The sequence below is a fragment of the Streptomyces cinereoruber genome, from assembly GCF_009299385.1.
Taxonomy (GTDB): Bacteria; Actinomycetota; Actinomycetes; order Streptomycetales; family Streptomycetaceae; genus Streptomyces; species Streptomyces bikiniensis.
The window spans coordinates 2,941,798-2,958,136 of the sequence record NZ_CP023693.1; the positions used below are offsets into that span (position 1 = coordinate 2,941,798).

Here is a 16,339-nt window from a genome sequence, read left to right on the forward strand (position 1 = left end):
CGTTCGGGGGACCCGGCACCGGCCCGGTCCCCGCCGGGTCAGCGCGCCACGAAGGTGCGGGCCGCCTTGTCGTGCCAGCACTGGCGCCAGGGGCGGTCGAAGACGCACCACAGGACGTTGAGGACGCCGACCACCAGGAGACCCAGGAGGTTGTGGACGAGCCAGCGCTTCAGGGCCCCGCCGAACGTCGGCGGCTCGTGCGCCTCGATGTCCCGCACCTGGATCCCGCAGAGCTTCTTGCCGAGCGTGCGGCCCCACTTGGCGGTCGGCAGCACCTCGTACAGGAGCCCGATCACGAGCAGCACGGCGAGGACGATGCCGAACTGGACGGAGGTGGTCGAGTCCACCAGCCAGACCTGGACGGTGGTCCCGGACTGCCGGGCCGCCTCGATCTTGCCCTCGATGTGGTCGAGCGCGGCGGTCACGAAGGGGAAGGCGGCCGCGCCGGCGAGCGCGCCCGTGACGACGGAGTCGATCACGCGGGCGACCAGGCGCCTGCCGAGACCGGCGGGACGCGCGGAGGCCTGCGCGCGGGCCGCCTGGAGGAAGGGGTCCTCGACCGGCGGCTTCCAGGGGACGACCGGCTGCTGCTCCTGGGACTGCTGGGGCTGGAGCTGGGGTTGTGCCTGCGGCTGGGGCTGGGGCTGCTGTGTCTGCGGCTGGGCCCAGGAGGGGGTGGCGGGGGCGGGGGCCGGTACGGGGGCCGGTGCGGGCTCCGGGGTCGGCCGGGGCTGGGGCGCCGGGGTGGGGATCGGGGTGACCGGCATGCCGCCGAGGCGCGCGGCTCCCCCGGTCGGGCGGGGGTCCGCCGGGGCGGGGGCCGGGGCTTGTGGCTGGGCCTGGACCGGGGCCTGCGCCTCGGCCTGTTCGCCCGCGACCGGCCATTCCGCCGGGGTGCGCGGGTCGGGGGTGCGGGGCGCGCCCCAGGAGACCTTCCGGTCGCGGTCGCCGCCGAAGCCGGTCTGCCGGGAGGTGTCCGCCTGCCAGGCCGAGGCGGGCTCCGCCGGGGGCGTCTCCTCGTCGAAGAAGACGGGCCCGGTCTCCTCCACCGTGGGCACGGGGGCGGGCGCGGGCGTCCGGGCGGGCGCCGGGGCCTGCGCGGCCACGGGCGCGGGGGCCGGGGCGGACGCCTGGGCCGGCACGTGCGGCGCCTGCTCCTGGGCCGGGGCCTGGGGCTGCGACCGGGCCGGGGCCTGCGCCGGAGTCGGGTCCGGGGCCTGCGCCTGGGCCGGTACGGAGGGGGTGGCGGGCCGTTCGGGCGCGGCGGCCGGGGTCGGGGCGGGTGCGGGGCCGGGGGCCAGGATCGGGCCGGCCGGGACCGCGGCGGCGGGCGGGTGGGGCGGGACGTCGCCCTCCGAGGGGGCGGGCCGGCTCGTGCCGGGGACCCACGCGCCCCCGTTCCAGTACCGGATGTATCCGGGAATGGACGGGTCCGGGTAGTACCCCGCCTGCGGTACCTCTCCGCCGCCTCCAGGAGGAGTAGCCACTGCCCCGACTCCGTTCAGTCACAACGCCTTTGATCCGCACGGCAGCGCGCCGGGCGTGCCGCGCCCAGGGATGACAGTAACGAAGAACGTCGCCGAGAGAAGAAAGAGCCCGCGAGAAAGGCCGCCTTCGAGCGACGCGCCCCGGAATCGATCACTCCCCGTGATGTTCGGGCCGATGCCTGCGGCTCTCTCCTCCCGAGGAGCATGCCCGGGACTTCCGGGGGCACACGGGCCGGAAAAAACTTCCCGAAAAAAACTTCCCGAAGTCGCGTAATGAGTCGCGGGCACCCCGCTCTCTCCTGGTGAAGGCCCGCCCGGGGCCCTCCGCGAGAAGGAGTACGACCATGCAGAACACGGACGACACCACCGTCGAGCGCGAGCTGGAGCTGAAGCTGGTGCTCTCCCCCGAGCGCGCCGTCCCGGTGCCCGCGCGGCTCGCCTACCGGACCGACGACCCGTACGCCGTCCACATCACCTTCCACGTCGGCACGGACCACCCGGTCCACTGGACCTTCGCGCGCGAACTGCTCGTGGAGGGCGTCTTCCGGGCCTGCGGCCACGGGGACGTCCGCATCTGGCCCACCAAGGTGGACAGCCGCAGCGTCATCCTGATGGCGCTCTCCTCCCCCGACGGCGACGCCCTCCTGGAGGCCCCGTCCGCGCAGGTGTCCGCCTGGCTGGAGCGGACCCTGCGCGCGGTGCCGCCGGGCACCGAGTCGGAGCGGCTCGGCATCGACGACGGGCTCGCCGAGCTGCTGGCGACCACCGTGGCCGCCGACGACCTGTGGCTGCGCGACCCGTGGCCGTCGGACGAGTCGCAGGACGGCGAGCGCTGATCCGGTGCGCAGGCCCTTGTACGCGGGCCCTTGCCGGGAGGGTTCAGAAGAGCTTTCCGGGGTTGAGGAGGCCGAGGGGGTCGAAGGTCGCCTTGATCCCGCGCTGGAGCTCCAGGCCGACCGGCCCCAACTCGCGTGCCAGCCACTCCTTCTTGAGGACGCCGACGCCGTGCTCGCCGGTGATCGTGCCGCCGAGGGCGAGCCCGAGCGCCATGATCTCGTCGAAGGACTCGCGGGCCCGGCGCGACTCGTCCTCGTCGGTGTGGTCGAAGCAGACGACGGGGTGGGTGTTGCCGTCGCCCGCGTGCGCGCAGACGCCGATGGTCAGGCCGTACTTCTCCGCGACGGCCGCCGTGCCGTCGAGCATCTCGGCGAGCCGGGTGCGCGGCACGCACACGTCGTCGATCATCGTGGCGGACTTGATGGTCTCCAGGGCGGTGAGGGAGAGCCGGCGGGCCTGGAGGAGGAGTTCGGACTCGGCGGCGTCGGCGGCCGGGACGACCTCGGTGGCGCCCGCCGCCGCGCACAGCTCGCCGACGGCGGCGAGGTCGGCGGCCGGGTCGGGGGTGTCGAAGGCGCACAGGAGGAGCGCCTCGGTGGTGTCGGGCAGACCCATGCGCGCCATCCTGTTGACGGCCTGGACCGTCGTACGGTCCATCAGTTCGAGGAGCGACGGGGTGTGGCCGCGCTCCATGATCGCGCAGACGGCGGCGCAGGCAGCGGCGGCGGAGGGGAACTCGGCGGCGAGCGCGAGCTGCGCCGGGGGCTGCGGCTTGAGGGCGAGGACGGCCTTCACGACGACGCCGAGGCTGCCCTCGGAGCCGACGAAGAGCCGGGTCAGGTCGTATCCGGCGACGCCCTTGGCGGTGCGGCGGCCGGTGGTCAGGAGCCGCCCGTCGGCGAGGACGACGTCGAGGCCGAGGACGTACTCGGCGGTGACCCCGTACTTGACGCAGCACAGGCCGCCGGAGGCGGTGCCGATGTTGCCGCCGATGGTGCACGTCTCCCAGCTGGAGGGGTCCGGCGGGTAGTACAGGCCCCGCTCGGCGACGGCCCGGGACAGGACGGCGTTGACCACGCCCGGTTCGACGACGGCGATCCGGTCGACGGGGTCGACCTCCAGGATCCGGTCCATTTTGACCAGGGACAGCACGATGCAGTCGTCGGTGGCGTTGGCGCCGCCGGACAGGCCGGTGCGGGCGCCCTGCGGGACGACGGGGACGCGGAGTTCGGTCGCGGTGCGCAGGACGTGCTGGACCTGTTCCACGGTGCGCGGGAGCACGACGGCCGCGGGGGTGCCGGCCGTGCAGAAGCTCGCCATGTCGTGGGCGTAGGAGGCCGTCACGTCCGGGTCGGTGAGCAGGGCCTCGGCGGGCAGTCCGGCGAGCAGGCGCGCGTGGAGCCGTGACCTGAGGTCGTCCCGCCCCGGTGTCTGGAGGTGCTGCCTCCGGAGATCGTCCATGCGTCCAGCGTGGCACCCGGGGCCATCGGTGTGAACCCGCCGGAGCGGGCGCTCCGTGTGCTCTTCGTACGGGCGGGGCCGGGAGCACAGTGAGTGCCGTGAAGAGCCAGAACGTGTCGAGGACGGTCCTCGCCGCCGGCGCGGGCGCGGTGCTCGCGGCGACGGCGCTGCTGTACGCCCCGGAACTCCTCGGCCGGGGGACGCCGCGGCCGCCGGGACCGGCGGAGCGGGCGGTGATCGCGGCCCGCGCGGGCGCGCAGGCGTCGCTCCCGGACCTGGCCGCGCTGATCGCGGACCGGGAGAGGTGGCTGTGGGCGCGCCCGGACGACGGGGCGGCCTGGGCGGAGCTGGGCGCGGCGTACACGGAGCGCGGGACGCGGCTCGGGGACGCACGGGACTACGCACGGGCCGAGGAGGCGCTGCGGCGCTCCCTGGCCGAGCGGCCCGCCGCGCGCGGCAACACGGCCGCGCAGCTGGGCCTGGGGGCCCTCGCGGGGGCGCGGGGCGACTGGCGGACCGCCCGGGAGTGGGGCGAGCGGGTGCGGAAGGCGGAGCCGGGGCGCTGGCCGGTGTACCCGGTCCTGATCGACGCGTACAACGGCCTCGGGGACTACGGGGCGGCGCGCAAGGCGATGGAGCGGCTGGAGGAGCTGCACGCGGGCGCGGTGGTGCGCGCGCGGGCCGCGCAGACGTACCGCGACCGGGGCTGGCGCGAGGACGCGGACGCGGCGGCCCTGGACGCGGCGGCGCTCGCGGAGGCGGACGCGGAGAAGGCGGCGGCCCTGGGGCGGCTCGGGGACCTGGCGTGGGAGCGGGGCGAGCCGGAGGAGGCCCTGGAGCGGCACGGGGCGGCACTGCGGCTCGTCCGGGACCACGGGCCCTCGCTCGCGGGCCGGGCGCGGGCGCTCGCGGCCCTGGGGCGCGCGGAGGAGGCGGTACGGGAGTGGCGGGCGGCGCTGGCCCGGCTGCCGCTGCCGGAGTACGTCCTGGAGGCGGGCGAGCTGGCCGAGTCGCTGGGCCGGGACGCGGAGGCGCGGGGCCTGTACGAGCGGCTGCGGACGGGCACGTGGGCGCGGGCGGCGGTGCCCCTGGGGCTGCTCGGCGCGGACCACGGCGACCCGGCGGCGGCGGTGGTCCGGCTGCGGGCGGAGTGGGCGCGCGGGCACCGCTCGGTGGGCGTGGCGGACGCGCTGGGCTGGGCGCTGTTCCGGTCGGGGCGGGCGGAGGAGGCCCTGGAGTACGCGAAGCGGGCCACCGACGAGGGGCTGCGGAGCGCCCTGTTCTCGTACCACCGGGGCGAGATCGAGCGGGCGCTGGACCTCCGGGGCCCGGCCCGCCGCCACCTGGCGGAGGCCCTGCGGATCAACCCGTCCTTCTCGCCCCTGCACGCCCCGAGGGCGGAGGCGGCGCTCGCGGCGGTCGGAGAGCCGCCGGACGAACTGCCGGAGGGGGTGGGGGCCGCGCGTACGGAGAAGGCGGCGGGCACGGAGAAGCCGGCCCCGGGGGCCGGTACGCGCGCGTAGGCGCGGTTCGGACGGCGCGGGGAGCCGGGTACGCGCGCGTGTGGTCAGGTGCGCGCGCGTACCCGGCCGTCCTGAAGGGTGGCGTCCCGGGCGAGCCCCGTGTCCCGCCGGAACGCCGGGGCCGGACGCCGGGCCGGCGGGCGGCCGGGCCCGGGCCGGCCCGGTCGGTGGCGCGGCGAGGGGGTCCGGGGTGCTGCCCCGGACCCCCTCCCCGCGCGTGCGTGGCGGCTCCCAGGGTCCGTCCGACCCTGATCCGCCGGACAGACCCTAGAGGTTGCCGCGCTTCTCCTGCTCGCGCTCGATCGCCTCGAACAGGGCCTTGAAGTTGCCCTTGCCGAAGCCCATGGAGCCGTGGCGCTCGATCATCTCGAAGAAGACGGTCGGGCGGTCCTGGACCGGCTTGGTGAAGATCTGGAGCAGGTAGCCGTCCTCGTCGCGGTCGACCAGGATCTTCAGCTCGCGCAGGGTCTCGACCGGCACCCGGGTCTCGCCGGCCCACTCGCCGAGCGTGTCGTAGTACGAGTCGGGGGTGTCCAGGAACTGGACGCCGGCGGCCCGCATCGAGCGCACGGTGGCGACGATGTCGTTGGTGGCGAGGGCGATGTGCTGGACGCCGGCGCCGCCGTAGAACTCCAGGTACTCGTCGATCTGGGACTTCTTCTTGGCGATCGCGGGCTCGTTGATCGGGAACTTCACCTTGAGGGTGCCGTCCGCGACGACCTTCGACATGAGCGCCGAGTACTCGGTCGCGATGTCGTCGCCCACGAACTCCTTCATGTTCGTGAAGCCCATGACCTTGTTGTAGAACCCGACCCAGTCGTTCATCCTGCCGAGCTCGACGTTGCCGACGCAGTGGTCGATGGCCTGGAAGGTGCGCTTGGCCGGGGGCTCGACGATCGGGTTCGCGGGGACGAAGCCGGGGAGGTACGGGCCGCTGTAGCCGGAGCGCTCGACCAGGGTGTGGCGGGTCTTGCCGTAGGTGGCGATGGCGGCGAGGACGACGGTGCCGTGCTCGTCCTTCACCTCGTGCGGCTCGGTGATGCCGGTGGCGCCGTGCTCGACGGCGTACGCGTAGGCGGCGCGGGCGTCCGGGACCTCGATCGCCAGGTCCACGACGCCGTCGCCGTGCTCGGCGACGTGCTCGGCGAGGAAGCGGCCCCAGTCGGTGGAGGCCTTGATGACGGAGGTGAACACGAAGCGCGCGGCGCCGTTGGTGAGGACGTAGCTCGCCGTCTCGCGGCTGCCGTTCTCCGGTCCGGAGTAGGCGACCAGCTTCATGCCGAAGGCGGTGGAGTAGTAGTGGGCGGCCTGCTTGGCGTTGCCGACGGCGAAGACGACCGCGTCCATTCCCTTCACGGGGAAGGGATCGGCCTGCCGCGCCGTGGAGGGGGTGTGGTGGATGGTCTCAGTCATGGCAGCAATGTCCCTTCGTTCGGCAAGGTGCGCAAGAGTTTGGTTTTTCCCTGGTCAGTCTGTACAGCGACACGCCAGGATGGTCGGGCGACTTGTACATCCTGACCACGGAGGGGCCGCTGTGGCGATCGATCATTTGGACGGGCGGCTGATCGCGCTGCTCGCGCGCGAGCCGCGCATAGGTGTCCTGGAGGCGTCCCGGCGCCTCGGGGTGGCGCGGGGGACGGTGCAGGCGCGGCTCGACCGGCTCCAGGGGTCGGGGGTGATCCGGGGGTTCGGGCCGGAGGTGGACCCGGCGGCGCTCGGCTACCCGGTGACGGCCTTCGCGACCCTGGAGATCAAGCAGGGGCAGGGCGCGGACGTGCGGGGACACCTCGCGACGGTGCCGGAGGTCCTGGAGCTGCACACGACCACGGGCCACGGGGACATGCTCTGCCGGCTGGTGGCCCGTTCGAACGCGGACCTCCAGCGGGTGATCGACAAGGTGGTGGGGTTCGAGGGGATCGTGCGGGCGTCGACGGCGATCGTGATGGAGAACCCGGTGCCGCTGCGGATCATCCCGCTGGTGGAGCAGGCGGCGAGCGGGGAGCCGCCGGCGTAGAGGACCGCAACGTCCAAAGGAATGCTTGCAAAGAAACACTTGCAAGCATTCCTTTGCATGTCTACGCTCAGGACATGCCCGAGCCCGAGAAGCGCACCGGGGAGACCCCCGGGAAGCGTCCCGCCGAACACGTCGTCCACCCCCTCGACCCCCGCTCCCTGCGCGGCCTCGCGCACCCCCTCCGCATCCAGCTCCTGCGCGCCCTGCGCCGCCACGGCTCCGCCACCGCCTCCCAACTGGCCGAGCGGCTCGGGGAGTCCAGCGGGGCGACCAGTTACCACCTGCGCCAGCTCGCCGCCCACGGCTTCGTGGAGGACGACCCGGAGCGCGGCAAGGGCCGGGAGCGGTGGTGGAAGGCGGTCGCGGGCGGCACGGCCTTCGACGAGTCGCTCTACCGGAACGAGGACCCGGAGGTCCGGGGCGCCGTCGACGTCTACATGCACGAGATCGCGAACATCCACACCCAGGAGCTGAACACCTACCTCGGCACCCGGGAGGACTGGGGCCAGAAGTGGCTCGGCTCCGCCGACATGAGCGACTTCACGCTGCGGCTGCCGCCCGCGAAGCTGCGCGAGCTCGGCGAGAAGGTGCACGCCCTGATGGAGGAGTACCGGACCGCCCCCGAGCAGGACGCGCCGGACGCCGAGCGCGTACGGGTCCACCTGCACGCGTTCCCGCAGCGCGAGGACTGAGAGCACCGCCCGCCGAATCCCCCGTACGCACACGGAAGGACCACGCACATGCACGCCGACATCCACCTCCAGCTGCACGCCCTGGCCGCCGCCGAGGCCCACCGCGCCGCCGAACGCCCCTGCCACGCAGGGGAATCCCCCACCCTCCGCGTCCAACTCGGCCGGCGCCTGGTCGAGCTGGGCCTGCGGCTCGCGACGCCCGCCGACCGCCCGGTCAGCCTCGCCGCGTGACCGCGCCGGGGGGAAGCCCGGAGAAGAAGGACGTACGGCCACTGGCCACCGTCCTGGCCGCCAACGCCGTCTCGATCACCGGCAGTGCGCTCACCCTCATCGGGGTCCCGTGGTTCGCCCTGGAGACCACGGGAAGCCCCGGCAAGGCCGGGCTCGTAGCCTTCTGCGCCGCCTTCCCCGTCCTCGTCTCCGCCCTCGCCGGCGGCCCGGTCGTCGACCGGCTCGGCCGCCGTCGGGTCAGCGTCGCCTCCGACCTGGTCTGCGGCCTGGCGCTCGCCGCGATCCCGCTCCTGCACCACGCCGGGATCCTGCGGTTCTGGATGCTGTGCGCCCTGATGGCGGTCAACGGCCTGTGCCACGCGCCCGGCGAGATGGCCCGGCGCGTCCTGGTCCCCGACCTGGCCGGGCACGCCGGAACCCCGCTCCCCCGGGCCGCCAGCCTGTACGACGCCGTGTCGCGCGGGGCCTGGATGGCGGGCGCCGCCGTCGCCGGGCTGCTCGTCGCGTTCCTGGGCGCCGACACGGTCCTGCTCCTCGACACCGCGACCTTCGTCCTCTCCGCGCTGCTCGTCCTGGCCGGACTGCGCGGGGTGCCCGCGGCGGAGCCGGTGCGCGACGGCCCGCCCCTCTCCCCCGCCCGCTACCGGGCCGACCTGCGCGAGGGGTACGCCTTCCTGTTCCGCTCCCGGCTGCTGCTCGGCATCACCGTGATGGTGATGGTGACCAACGGCCTCAGCCAGAGCTGGAGTTCGGTCCTGCTGCCGGTGCACGCCCGGCAGGAGCTGGGCGGTCCCGCCGCGCAGGGCCTGCTCGCCTCGGTCTTCGGCGGCTGCGCCCTCGCGGGAGCGCTGCTCTACGGGGCGTTCGGGGAGCGCCTCCCGCGCCGGGCCGTGTTCACGGCCGGGTTCCTGGTCGGCGGCGCCCCGCCGTACGTGGTGGCCGCGCTCACCGACACCACCGCCCCGCTCCTGGTGACCCTCGCGGCGTCCGGGTTCGGCGTCGGGGTGCTCAACCCGATCCTGTCCACGGTGATGTACGAGCGGGTCCCCGAGGGGCTCCGCAGCCGGGTCATGGGCGCGAGCACGGCGGGGGTGCTGCTCACGACCCCGCTGGGCGGCCTCGCGGCGGGCCTCCTGGTCGAGCGGGCCGGCCTGGCGGCGACGCTGCTCGGGGTCGGGGCGCTCTACTTCCTGGCGACGCTGTCGCCGCTGGTGTTCCCGGCGTGGCGGGAGATGGACGCCGGGCCCGCCCCCACCGATGCCGAGGAGATCAGCAGGACGGAACCTTCGCCCCCTGCCCCTGCTCCAGGGCCCTGAGGGAGGCCACCGCGTCGTTCAGGGCGGTGACCGGGATCAGTCGCATCCCCTTCGGCAGCTCGGCCTCCGCGTCCGAGCACTCCGCCTTCGGCACCAGGAAGACGGTGGCGCCGTCCCGGGCGGCGGCCTGCGTCTTGAGGGAGACCCCGCCGACGGCGCCGACCTTCCCGTCGGGCGCGATCGTGCCCGTACCGGCGACGGTCCGGCCGCCGGTGAGGTCGCCGCCGTCCCCGTCGCCGTCGAGCTTGTCCACGATGCCGAGGGAGAAGAGCAGGCCCGCGCTGGGCCCGCCGATGTCGGCGAGGTGCAGGGTCACCTTCACCTGCTCGGGGTCCTTCTTCAGATAGCCGAGGGCGGCGAGGGCGGCCGCGTCCTGCGACTGCTTCATCTGCCCGAGGTTGTGCTTCTCGACCTCCGCGTCCGACTTCCCCGACGGGTAGACGGAGCCCTTCGGCAGGACGGCCCGGTCGGTGCGGAACCAGGCGTCGGCCACGTCCCCGAAGCGGATGTCCGCGGACGGGCCGGTCGCCAGGATCGTCGTCATCCGCAACTGCCCCTCGGTCTCCCGGACCGGGGCGCCGGTGATCGTGATGACCTGCTTCCCCTTGTCCTCGCCCAGCACGTCGGCGGTCGTACCGGGCTGCGCGATCGCGTACGGCAACGGCGCGAACCCGACGACGGCGAAGAGCCCGGCGACGGGCAGCGCGCAGAGCGCGAGGGCACGGGGACGGGAGAGACGGGAGAGCACGCCCCCAATCTACTGGGACGCGCGGGGGTGCGGGGCGGGGGGCGCGGACCGGGGGTACGGGGCCGGGGGCGCGGACCGTACCGGCGTCGGCCCCGGAGGGGCGGCAGGGCCGCACGGACCGGGACGCGACCGGGGGCGAGGGCGGGGCGGCCGTGGCGACGGAGCCCGCCCCGTACGCCCGTACGCGTACCGCCCTGCCGTACGCCCGCACGCGCCCGTACGCGCACCCGGCCGCCGCGCGCCCTAGCGCAGCGCGTCCGCGACCTCGCGGGCCGCGTCCACCACCCTCGGGCCGACGCGTTCGGGGACGGCGTCGGCGAGCATGACGACGCCGACGCTGCCCTCGACGCCCGTCACGCCGACCAGGGGGGCGGCGGCGCCGCTCGCGCCGGCCTCCAGTTCGCCGTGGGTGAGGGTGTAGCCCGGCTCGGTCAGGCCGCCCTGGCGGGCGGCGAGTATCGCGCGGCCGGCCGCGCCCCGGTCCAGCGGGTGGCGGAAGCCGGCCCGGTAGGCGACGTGGTAGTCGGTCCAGGTCGGTTCGACGACCGCGACCGCGAGCGCGTCCGCCCCGTCGACCAGGGTGAGGTGGGCCGTCGCCCCGATGTCCTCGGCGAGCGAGCGCAGCGCGGGCAGCGCCGCCTCGCGCACCAGGGGGTGGACCTGGCGTCCGAGCCGCAGCACGCCGAGGCCGACGCGGGCGCGCCCGCCGAGGTCGCGGCGGACCAGGGCGTGCTGTTCGAGCGTGGCCAGGAGGCGGTAGACCACGGTCCGGTTCACGCCGAGTTTGTTGGACAACTCGGTGACGGTCAGGCCGTGGTCGGTGTCGGCGAGCAGTTTGAGGACTCTGAGTCCCCGGTCGAGCGTCTGGGAGGTCTCCGCGGTCACGACGCCCTCTCCTTCGGAGTGAGATGGAGGCGGGACTCTCACGGGGTTGCCTCGCCGGTCCCGCGGCGACGCACGTCAGAGGCCGCCGGCAGGAAGGGGTACACCGGCTGCGCTCCGCGGCGGCGCTGCCACGGGGCGAATGCTTTTGAGCCGGGACAGTAGCGACCCGCTCCGCTCAGCGGAAGACCTCGTCCAGAATCCGGGCGCCGGCGACCGGATGAAGACGGTTCGGGTCCTTCGTCGGCCGGAGGAAGGACTTCGGCGGACAAGAACGGCTATGTCGTGCGGGGTGCGCGGAGGGGGTCGGCCGGTTGCCCGGTCCCGCGTCGCGGCGGGACGGCGGAGGCCCGTACACAGCGGTGTACGGGCCTCCGGTCACTCGGGGCGGCACGGGTCTCAGCGCATCCGCGTGGCCCACTCCTGGACCTTCTTGATCCGCTCCCGGATCTGCCCGGCGGTGGCCTCCGCGCTCGGCGGGCCTCCGCAGACCCGGCGCAGCTCGGTGTGGATGACGCCGTGCGGCTTGCCGCTCTGGTGCACGTACGCGCCGACCATCGTGTTGAGCTGCTTGCGCAGTTCGAGCAGTTCCTTGTGGGAGACGACGGGCCGCCGCTCGGCGGGCAGCTCCAGGAGGTCCGCCTCGCTGTCCGGCCTCTTGCGGCTGTGCGCGATCTGCCGGGCCTGGCGCTTCTGGAGGAGGAGCTGCACCTGGTCGGGTTCGAGGAGGCCGGGGATGCCGAGGTAGTCCTGCTCCTCCTCGCTGCCGGGGTGGGCCTGCATGCCGAACTCGGCGCTGTTGTAGAGGACGCGGTCGAAGACGGCGTCGGACTCCAGGGCCTCGAAGGGCAGCATGTCCTGCTCCCCGGTGTCCTCGTCCTGCTGCTTCTCGGCCTCCGCCATCTCCTTCTCGGACTCGGCGTACGGGTCCTCGTCCTCGCCCGCCTTCTTCGGCCGGTCGAGGGTGTGGTCGCGCTCGACCTCCATCTCGTTGGCGAAGCCGAGGAGGCTGGGGATCGTGGGCAGGAACACGGACGCGGTCTCGCCGCGCCTGCGGGAGCGCACGAAGCGGCCGACGGCCTGGGCGAAGAAGAGCGGGGTCGAGATCGTCGTCGCGTACACGCCGACCGCGAGGCGCGGGACGTCGACGCCCTCGGACACCATGCGGACGGCGACCATCCAGCGGTCGTCGCTCTCGCTGAACTCGTCGATGCGGCCGGAGGCGCCCGCGTCGTCGGAGAGGACGAGGGTGGCGCGGTGGCCGGTGATCTCGCGGATCAGCTTGGCGTACGCGCGGGCCGACTCCTGGTCGGAGGCGATGACGAGGCCGCCCGCGTCGGGGATGGACTTGCGGACCTCGGTGAGCCGCTGGTCGGCGGCGCGCAGCACGTTCGGCATCCAGTCGCCGCGCGGGTCGAGGGCGGTGCGCCAGGCCTGCGAGACCGCGTCCTTGGTCATCGGCTCGCCGAGGCGGGCGGCGATCTCGTCGCCGGCCTTGGTGCGCCAGCGCATGTTGCCGCTGTAGGAGAGGAAGATGACCGGCCGGACGACCCCGTCGCCGAGGGCGTTGCCGTAGCCGTACGTGTAGTCCGCGGAGGAGCGGCGGATGCCGTCGTTGCCCTCCTCGTACGTGACGAAGGGGATCGGGTTGGTGTCGGAGCGGAACGGGGTGCCGGTGAGCGCGAGGCGGCGCGTGGCGGGCTCGAAGGCCTCCAGGCAGGCCTCGCCCCAGGACTTGGAGTCTCCGGCGTGGTGGATCTCGTCCAGGATGACGAGGGTCTTGCGCTGCTCGCAGCGGTTGCGGTGGAGCATGGGCCGCACGCCGACGCCCGCGTAGGTGAGGGCGACGCCGTCGTACTCCTTGCTGAGCGGCCCCGCGCTGTACTCCGGGTCCAGCTTGATCCCTATCCGCGCGGCGGCCGCGGCCCACTGCTTCTTCAGGTGCTCGGTGGGCGCGATCACGGTGACCTGCTGCACGACGTGGTGGTGGAGCAGCCACGAGGCGAGGGTCAGCGCGAAGGTGGTCTTGCCGGCTCCGGGGGTGGCGACCGCGAGGAAGTCGCGGGGCTGCTCCTGGATGTACTTCTCCATCGCGCCCTGCTGCCAGGCTCGCAGCTTGTTGGCGGTGCCCCAGGGGGCGCGGCCGGGGAAGGCGGGAGAGAGGTGGTGTGAGGAGGGGGCGGTGGTAGTCACGATCTCCGGTTCGACGCTCGTCCAGATATGACAACCGGGCCACCTTACCGGCGGCCCGGCCCGGACCTCGTACCCGACGGGGGGTCTCCCATCCGGGTGCGATCCAGCTCACGTCGGGGCGGTCAGCGCGCGAACCGGGGCAGCTGCGCGGCGATCTTGGGGACGTCGAGGGCGCCCTGGCAGACGTCCAGGACGAACGCCTCCGCCTCGTCGACGTCGAAGGCCGAGTCCAGTGGGTGTCCGTTCATGTGGAGGAAGACCCAGGTCGCGTACCAGGCGATGCGCTTGTTCCCGTCCACGAGTCCGTGGTTGCGGGCGAGCGATTCCATGAGCGCCGCGGCCTTCTGCCAGACGTCCGGGTAGGCGTCCTGGCCGAACACGCTCGACTGCGGACGTGCCAGGGCGGAGTCGAGGAGACCGTAGTCCCGCACCTCGTCCGCGCCGAGCCGCTGCGCGAGGTTCAGGACCTCGGGGAGCGTGAGGTAGTACGTCACGCGAGCCTCCGGTTCAGCTCCTCACTGACCTTCAGCACGTGCTCGGCCGCCTCGTCGAAGAGGCGGGAGTGCTCGTTTATGGCCCGGATCACGGCGTCGTGCGCGAAGGACTGCATGCTGCGCCCCTCCGCCTCGGCCCGCTCGCGCAGGGCGTCCAGCTCTTCTTCGGTGAACCTGACGTTGAGACCAGCCATGACGCCATGGTACCGCGCGGTACCACATGGTGTCAGGGGGCTTTCGGGTCCCCGGACCGCACCGGCTCCCCGTGCAGCCGCGTGGCGACCCACGCCCCCGCCGCCGCCACCCCCGCCATCGGCAGGAAGACCGCGGCGAAGGCGGCCGGGTGGGAGCCGGTGGCGGCCGTGTGGGAGGTGACCGCGTGGCCGACCGCGCCGCCGCCGAGGGCCGCGAAGGCGGCGCCGCCGCCCGCGAGGAGCAGGACGTTGGAGAGGCCGTCGGAGATCTGGAGGGCGGCGGAGTTCGTGCCCGCCTCCTCGGGGGCGGAGAGCTTCAGGAGGAGCACGCTCGTGGAGGAGATCACCGCGCCCATGCCGAGGCAGCCGAGGGCCCAGGCCACCGCGACGGTCCAGGCGGGCACGGCGGTGATCAGGACGCTCGGGGCCGTCGCGATCGCGAGCGCGACCAGGACCATCCCGAGGACGACGAGGCGTTCCCGGTACGGCTCCGTCCACGGCCGGGACTGGATCCAGGAGCCGAGCGCCCAGGTGAGGCCGCCGACGGCCAGGGAGAGCCCGGCGAGGGTGGGACTCAGGCCCCGCTGGGTGACCAGCATCAGGGGCACGAAGGACTCGGCGGCGATGAAGGACCCGGCGGCGATCCCGCGCAGCAGGACGACGGAGGGCAGGCCGCGGGCGGCCCGGTAGGTGCCGCGCGGCAGCAGCCCCCGCACGGCGGGCACGAGCAGCGCGGCGCCCGCGACGGCGGGCAGCAGGGAGAGCCAGCGCAGTTCCTGCCCGGCGTACTGGAGGAGCCCGGCGCCGGCGGAGATGCCGAGCGCCAGCCGGATCCGGCGCCGGTCCCAGGGGGCGACGGGCGCCTCCGGGTCGGCGGGGCCGGAGGCGGTGCGGCGGATCGCGGGGAGGGCGAGGGCGAGCGGCAGGACGACGAGGGCCGGTATGCCGACGAAGACCCAGCGCCAGCCCAGGTGCTCGGTGATCGTGCCGGAGGCGAGCGGGCCGACGACGGAGGGGACGACCCAGCTCGCGGCGAAGGCGGCCATGATCGCGGGCCTGAGGTGCTCGTCGTAGGCGCGGCTGACGACCACGTACAGGGCGACGATGACGAGGCCGCCGCCGAGGCCCTGCACGGCCCGGCCGAGGACGAACGTCCCCATGAGGCCGGCGGTCCCGGAGAGGAGCAGTCCGGCCGCGAAGGCGGACATGCCGGTGGCGAGGGGCGCGAGCGGCCCCTTGCGATCGGACCACTGTCCGGCCAGGACCATGCCGAAGAGGCTGGTGGTGAAGTACGCGGAGAAGGCGAAGGCGTAGACGGACACGCCGTTCAGCTCGCGGGCGGCGACGGGCATGGCGGTGCCGACGGCGGTCGCCTCGAAGGCGATGAGCAGGACGACGGAGACGATGCCGATGCTGAGCGCCCGGTGGTCCGGGTCGAGGACGGACCCCCTGTCGGCGGGCTGGTCGGCACGGGGTCCGGTTCCGGGGCTCGGGACGGCGGCGTCGGTGCCGGCGTCTCGGGGTTCGAGGGCGCTCATCCCCCCAGAGTAAGAGGTGTAGACCTGAATGACCCCTGTCGGAAGACCGGCGATCACTCGGTCCTCGGTCCTACGACCGCGAACGGAGTGTTGCGGGCGTGTGGCAGTCGCGTGGCACGGCCCCGCGAACCCTTGAGGCCCCCTCGGACCGCCCCCTACGGTCGTACCAGTTCGTCACAGGACCGTGTGCCCGAGTGGTTCAGGGACTCGCCTGCAAAGCGGGTTACGCGGGTTCGATTCCCGCCACGGTCTCCACGTCCCTTCGACGGCCCCGGTCCTCTTGGTCCGGGGCCGTCGTCGTGCGCGGGCCGGGGCGAAACCCGTTGCGCGGGCGGACCCCCTGGACGATGATCACGGTTTCGTACGAGGGGATGCGGCGGACCGGCGATGAGGAGAGAACCGATGGCGTGGTACGGCGCCAGGACCTTCTACCGGTGGCCGAGCCCGGAGAGCCGCCCCTACGAGGAGCGCGTCGTGCTGTTCCGGGCGCGGTCCCTCGACGAGGCCGTCGAGCTGGCCGAGCGGGAGGCGGACGAGTACGCCGCGGAGGACGGCTTCGAGGTCCTGGACATGGTGCAGGTCTACCGGATCTCCGACGGCGACGAGGAGGTGGGCGCGGGCACGGAGGTGTTCTCCCGCCTGCACGCGCTCGACGTCCCGCCGGACGAGTTCCTCGACCGCTACGACTCGGGGCCGGCGCACACCCGTGCCGACGAGTGACGCCACGCG

16 protein-coding genes and 1 tRNA gene are annotated in these 16,339 nt (G+C 74.0%); 8 read left to right on the forward strand and 9 right to left on the reverse strand.

What is annotated here, in order from left to right; translation table 11 throughout:
- Window positions 1-38 precede the first annotated feature (38 nt).
- Entirely contained in the window at window positions 39-1,487 is a 1,449-nt protein-coding gene (locus CP977_RS13040; protein WP_152370142.1) for an RDD family protein, read from the reverse strand.
- A gap of 344 nt (window positions 1,488-1,831) precedes the next feature.
- On the opposite strand from CP977_RS13040, the gene CP977_RS13045 reads away from it, so the two are divergent.
- Window positions 1,832-2,323: an SsgA family sporulation/cell division regulator gene (locus CP977_RS13045; protein ID WP_062755251.1), complete on the forward strand. Its 492-nt coding sequence runs from the start codon at window positions 1,832-1,834 to the stop codon at window positions 2,321-2,323.
- Window positions 2,324-2,366: 43 nt separating this feature from the next.
- Here the strand turns inward: CP977_RS13045 and CP977_RS13050 are convergent, their stop codons facing one another.
- Window positions 2,367-3,785, reverse strand: a complete 1,419-nt coding sequence (locus tag CP977_RS13050; RefSeq protein WP_062755249.1) for an FAD-binding oxidoreductase — start codon at window positions 3,783-3,785, stop codon at window positions 2,367-2,369.
- A gap of 98 nt (window positions 3,786-3,883) precedes the next feature.
- Between CP977_RS13050 and CP977_RS13055 the strand changes: the two genes are divergently transcribed.
- Complete coding sequence (locus CP977_RS13055) at window positions 3,884-5,308, forward strand: tetratricopeptide repeat protein (RefSeq protein WP_229991626.1); 1,425 nt, start codon at window positions 3,884-3,886, stop codon at window positions 5,306-5,308.
- A 267-nt stretch (window positions 5,309-5,575) separates the two neighbouring features.
- On the opposite strand, the gene hppD is transcribed toward CP977_RS13055, so the two are convergent.
- Window positions 5,576-6,721: a 4-hydroxyphenylpyruvate dioxygenase gene (hppD, locus tag CP977_RS13060; RefSeq protein ID WP_062755247.1), complete on the reverse strand. Its 1,146-nt coding sequence runs from the start codon at window positions 6,719-6,721 to the stop codon at window positions 5,576-5,578.
- A 121-nt stretch (window positions 6,722-6,842) separates the two neighbouring features.
- Between hppD and CP977_RS13065 the strand changes: the two genes are divergently transcribed.
- From CP977_RS13065 to CP977_RS13080, 4 genes are all read left to right on the forward strand, one after another.
- Window positions 6,843-7,322, forward strand: coding sequence for an Lrp/AsnC family transcriptional regulator (locus CP977_RS13065; protein WP_062755245.1), 480 nt, complete (start codon window positions 6,843-6,845; stop codon window positions 7,320-7,322).
- A 74-nt stretch (window positions 7,323-7,396) separates the two neighbouring features.
- Window positions 7,397-8,014 carry an ArsR/SmtB family transcription factor gene (locus CP977_RS13070; RefSeq protein ID WP_062757067.1) on the forward strand — a complete coding sequence of 206 codons (618 nt, stop codon included), beginning with the start codon at window positions 7,397-7,399 and terminating at the stop codon, window positions 8,012-8,014.
- Window positions 8,015-8,062: 48 nt separating this feature from the next.
- Window positions 8,063-8,245, forward strand: a complete 183-nt coding sequence (locus CP977_RS13075) for a hypothetical protein (RefSeq protein WP_062755243.1) — start codon at window positions 8,063-8,065, stop codon at window positions 8,243-8,245.
- Window positions 8,242-9,561 carry an MFS transporter gene (locus CP977_RS13080; RefSeq protein WP_062755241.1) on the forward strand — a complete coding sequence of 440 codons (1,320 nt, stop codon included), beginning with the start codon at window positions 8,242-8,244 and terminating at the stop codon, window positions 9,559-9,561. Before CP977_RS13075 ends, CP977_RS13080 begins: the two co-directional genes overlap by 4 nt.
- Here CP977_RS13080 and CP977_RS13085 read toward each other — a convergent pair.
- The 6 genes from CP977_RS13085 to CP977_RS13110 all read right to left on the reverse strand — a co-directional run bounded on the left by CP977_RS13085 (window position 9,515) and on the right by CP977_RS13110 (window position 15,610).
- On the reverse strand, window positions 9,515-10,309 hold the full coding sequence (locus CP977_RS13085) for a S16 family serine protease (protein WP_062755239.1): 795 nt from the start codon (window positions 10,307-10,309) through the stop codon (window positions 9,515-9,517). The two genes, CP977_RS13080 and CP977_RS13085, sit on opposite strands and share 47 nt — an antisense overlap.
- Before the next feature lie 243 nt (window positions 10,310-10,552).
- Entirely contained in the window at window positions 10,553-11,194 is a 642-nt protein-coding gene (locus CP977_RS13090; RefSeq protein WP_030210027.1) for an IclR family transcriptional regulator, read from the reverse strand.
- A gap of 396 nt (window positions 11,195-11,590) precedes the next feature.
- A complete protein-coding gene (locus CP977_RS13095) occupies window positions 11,591-13,387 on the reverse strand; it encodes a DEAD/DEAH box helicase (protein ID WP_062757066.1) in 1,797 nt (598 codons plus the stop codon).
- A gap of 119 nt (window positions 13,388-13,506) precedes the next feature.
- Window positions 13,507-13,878 carry a type II toxin-antitoxin system death-on-curing family toxin gene (locus CP977_RS13100; protein ID WP_030210020.1) on the reverse strand — a complete coding sequence of 124 codons (372 nt, stop codon included), beginning with the start codon at window positions 13,876-13,878 and terminating at the stop codon, window positions 13,507-13,509.
- On the reverse strand, window positions 13,875-14,072 hold the full coding sequence (locus CP977_RS13105; RefSeq protein WP_062755237.1) for an Arc family DNA-binding protein: 198 nt from the start codon (window positions 14,070-14,072) through the stop codon (window positions 13,875-13,877). Before CP977_RS13105 ends, CP977_RS13100 begins: the two co-directional genes overlap by 4 nt.
- A gap of 32 nt (window positions 14,073-14,104) precedes the next feature.
- Window positions 14,105-15,610 (reverse strand): MFS transporter, encoded by a 1,506-nt coding sequence (locus tag CP977_RS13110; RefSeq protein ID WP_152370143.1) that lies wholly within the window; start codon window positions 15,608-15,610, stop codon window positions 14,105-14,107.
- Between the two features lie 180 nt (window positions 15,611-15,790).
- Between CP977_RS13110 and CP977_RS13115 the strand changes: the two genes are divergently transcribed.
- Together CP977_RS13115 and CP977_RS13120 are read left to right on the forward strand one after the other, a co-directional pair.
- Window positions 15,791-15,865: transfer RNA gene (locus CP977_RS13115), tRNA-Cys, on the forward strand.
- A 147-nt stretch (window positions 15,866-16,012) separates the two neighbouring features.
- Window positions 16,013-16,330 carry a hypothetical protein gene (locus tag CP977_RS13120; protein ID WP_152370144.1) on the forward strand — a complete coding sequence of 106 codons (318 nt, stop codon included), beginning with the start codon at window positions 16,013-16,015 and terminating at the stop codon, window positions 16,328-16,330.
- Window positions 16,331-16,339: the final 9 nt, after the last annotated feature.

What these genes read in the sequence shown, in the direction of transcription:
- CP977_RS13075 (WP_062755243.1), top strand. Translation starts at nt 8,063, where the DNA reads ATGCACGCCGACATCCACCTCCAGCTGCACGCCCTGGCCGCCGCCGAG.
- CP977_RS13105 (WP_062755237.1), bottom strand. Translation starts at nt 14,072, where the DNA reads ATGGCTGGTCTCAACGTCAGGTTCACCGAAGAAGAGCTGGACGCCCTG.
- CP977_RS13120 (WP_152370144.1), top strand. Translation starts at nt 16,013, where the DNA reads ATGGCGTGGTACGGCGCCAGGACCTTCTACCGGTGGCCGAGCCCGGAG.
- CP977_RS13110 (WP_152370143.1), bottom strand. Translation starts at nt 15,610, where the DNA reads ATGAGCGCCCTCGAACCCCGAGACGCCGGCACCGACGCCGCCGTCCCG.
- hppD (WP_062755247.1), bottom strand. Translation starts at nt 6,721, where the DNA reads ATGACTGAGACCATCCACCACACCCCCTCCACGGCGCGGCAGGCCGAT.
- CP977_RS13050 (WP_062755249.1), bottom strand. Translation starts at nt 3,785, where the DNA reads ATGGACGATCTCCGGAGGCAGCACCTCCAGACACCGGGGCGGGACGAC.
- CP977_RS13070 (WP_062757067.1), top strand. Translation starts at nt 7,397, where the DNA reads ATGCCCGAGCCCGAGAAGCGCACCGGGGAGACCCCCGGGAAGCGTCCC.
- CP977_RS13045 (WP_062755251.1), top strand. Translation starts at nt 1,832, where the DNA reads ATGCAGAACACGGACGACACCACCGTCGAGCGCGAGCTGGAGCTGAAG.